This is a genomic window from Chamaesiphon sp. VAR_69_metabat_338, from assembly GCF_031423935.1.
Classification (GTDB): domain Bacteria; phylum Cyanobacteriota; class Cyanobacteriia; order Cyanobacteriales; family Chamaesiphonaceae; genus Chamaesiphon.
On record NZ_JANPGM010000013.1, the window covers coordinates 1 to 2,129 of the forward strand.

Genomic DNA, 2,129 nt, shown 5'->3' on the forward strand with positions numbered 1-2,129 from the left:
GCTATCAGACCGAATATTCGGGGATGAAATTTGCCCTGTTCTACATTGCTTCTTACGTTAACCTCGTCCTGTCGGCACTGCTGGTCGCCATCCTCTATCTCGGTGGTTGGTCGAGTCCGATTCCGATCGAGTTATTGAGCAATGCGATCGGGGTCGATCCGTCAACCTCCTGGGTACAAGTTGTCGATGCCTCACTAGGTATTGCGATGACGATCTTCAAAGCCTATTTCTTAGTCTTTATCGCTATCCTCACCCGCTGGACAGTCCCCCGCGTCCGCATCGACCAACTCCTCAATCTCGGTTGGAAATTCCTGCTCCCAGTAGCACTAGCTAACTTACTTATTACCGCCGCACTGAAGCTTGCATTTCCAAATGCTTTTGGTGGCTGATATACAGTTCGGAGTGCGGAGTTGGGAGTTAGGAGAAAAGATGAAAATAAGAGAGAGCTTGTAGAGAAACAAGTAGCACAAACTCCCAACTCCCAAATCCCCGCTCCCAACTCCCAACTCCCAACTCCCAACTCCCAACTCCGCACTCCCAACTCCCAACTCCCCATGCTGAAATTCCTCAAACAAGTTGTCGATTACGGTAAAGAAACAGCACAAGCTGCTAAGTATATCGGTCAAGGACTGGCTGTGACTTTCGATCACATGCAGCGGCGACCAGTAACCGTTCAGTATCCTTATGAAAAGCTGATTCCCTCCGAACGATTTCGGGGACGGATTCATTTTGAATTTGACAAATGTATCGCTTGCGAAGTCTGCGTGCGGGTATGTCCGATTAACCTACCCGTCGTTGACTATGAATTTGATAAAGCTAGCAAGAAAAAGAAACTCAATAGCTACAGTATCGATTTTGGCGTGTGTATCTTCTGCGGCAATTGTGTCGAATATTGTCCGACTAATTGTCTGTCCATGACCGAAGAATATGAGATGGCGACATTCGATCGACACAATCTCAACTATGACAGTGTTGCGCTCGGACGTCTGCCGACGAAAGTGACTGACGATCCGATGGTTACGGCACTGCGGACGATGGCTTATCTGCCCAAAGGTGTGATGGAACCTCACGATCTACCGGCTGGCTCCCAACGCGCTAACAGCAATAGCGATGGCTAACTGCTGATAGCTTGAAGCCATCGGCAACACTAAAGTTTTTTCAGATTCGAGCACAACTCATCCATAACAAACATGCAAATTGCTGAAGGCGTTCAGTTAGTCACATTCGGAATTCTCTCACTGCTAATGTTGGGAGCTGCTTTAGGCGTAGTTCTGTTTGCGAATATTGTTTACTCAGCCTTTTTATTAGGCGGAGTATTTATTAGCATCGCAGGTATCTATATTCTGCTCAATGCTGATTTTGTCTCGGCAGCGCAGATCTTGGTCTACGTTGGTGCCGTGAATGTGTTGATTCTCTTCGCAATCATGTTGGTGAACAAGCGCGAAGATTTCACGCCAATGAAAAATGGCTGGGTGCGTCAGGGCGCAACGGCTTTAGTTTGTGTAGGCATTTTTGCACTTTTAAGTACGGTTTCGCTGATTACACCGTGGAAACTTTCCACATTAACAGCTCCGATGACTGGTTCGATCGTGCCGATCGCCAAGCACTTTTTCACTGATTTCCTATTACCATTCGAGCTAGCTTCGGTGCTGTTATTGATGGCGATGGTAGGCGCAATTATTCTCGCTCGTCGCGATTTCTTGCCCAATACTGTCTCTGGGGTAACTTCGACACCAGATAGCCTCACACTACCAGAGCGTCCGCGCGAGTTGGCGGGAGTGGATAAGTAGATGATTGATAGTTGATAATTGATAGTTGATAATTGATAGTCGATCGAATATTGTAGGGTGTGTTATGGCGTACCGTAACGCACCGAGCGGATATAGAAAGCGTAGTAGCGTTTAGAAAACTTAGGGTAGGCAGTGCCCACCATCTAGGTTTTAGGCATTATCTGTTTAATAAATATTTACACCCACTTTTAGCCGATCGCTGAATGTTTAACACGATCGATACGCACACCCGAACCGGAAATTTTTAGAATAATTACTACTTAAATCATGTTGCAATTACAATATTTTTTGATTTTAGCTGCCGCGCTATTTTGTATTGGCATTTATGGATTGGTGGTG

3 protein-coding genes and 1 pseudogene are annotated in these 2,129 nt (G+C 46.3%); all 4 read left to right on the forward strand.

Annotated features, from left to right (window positions below; genetic code table 11):
- Positions 1-389 (forward strand): NADH-quinone oxidoreductase subunit H (locus RMO84_RS00455; RefSeq protein WP_310486444.1); only part of this gene is annotated, 389 nt, incomplete at its 5' end.
- A 165-nt stretch (positions 390-554) separates the two neighbouring features.
- On the forward strand, positions 555-1,118 hold the full coding sequence (gene ndhI / locus RMO84_RS00460; RefSeq protein ID WP_310486446.1) for an NAD(P)H-quinone oxidoreductase subunit I: 564 nt from the start codon (positions 555-557) through the stop codon (positions 1,116-1,118).
- Positions 1,119-1,190: 72 nt separating this feature from the next.
- The gene (locus tag RMO84_RS00465) at positions 1,191-1,790 is read left to right on the forward strand and encodes an NADH-quinone oxidoreductase subunit J (protein ID WP_310486445.1); all 600 of its coding nucleotides are present in this window, start codon (positions 1,191-1,193) and stop codon (positions 1,788-1,790) included.
- 264 nt (positions 1,791-2,054) lie between these two features.
- A pseudogene (locus tag RMO84_RS00470) lies at positions 2,055-2,129 on the forward strand (NADH-quinone oxidoreductase subunit K); the annotation flags it as partial.

Excerpts from the sequence above, each read along its gene's own strand:
- ndhI (WP_310486446.1), top strand. The coding sequence starts at position 555 with ATGCTGAAATTCCTCAAACAAGTTGTCGATTACGGTAAAGAAACAGCA.
- RMO84_RS00465 (WP_310486445.1), top strand. The coding sequence starts at position 1,191 with ATGCAAATTGCTGAAGGCGTTCAGTTAGTCACATTCGGAATTCTCTCA.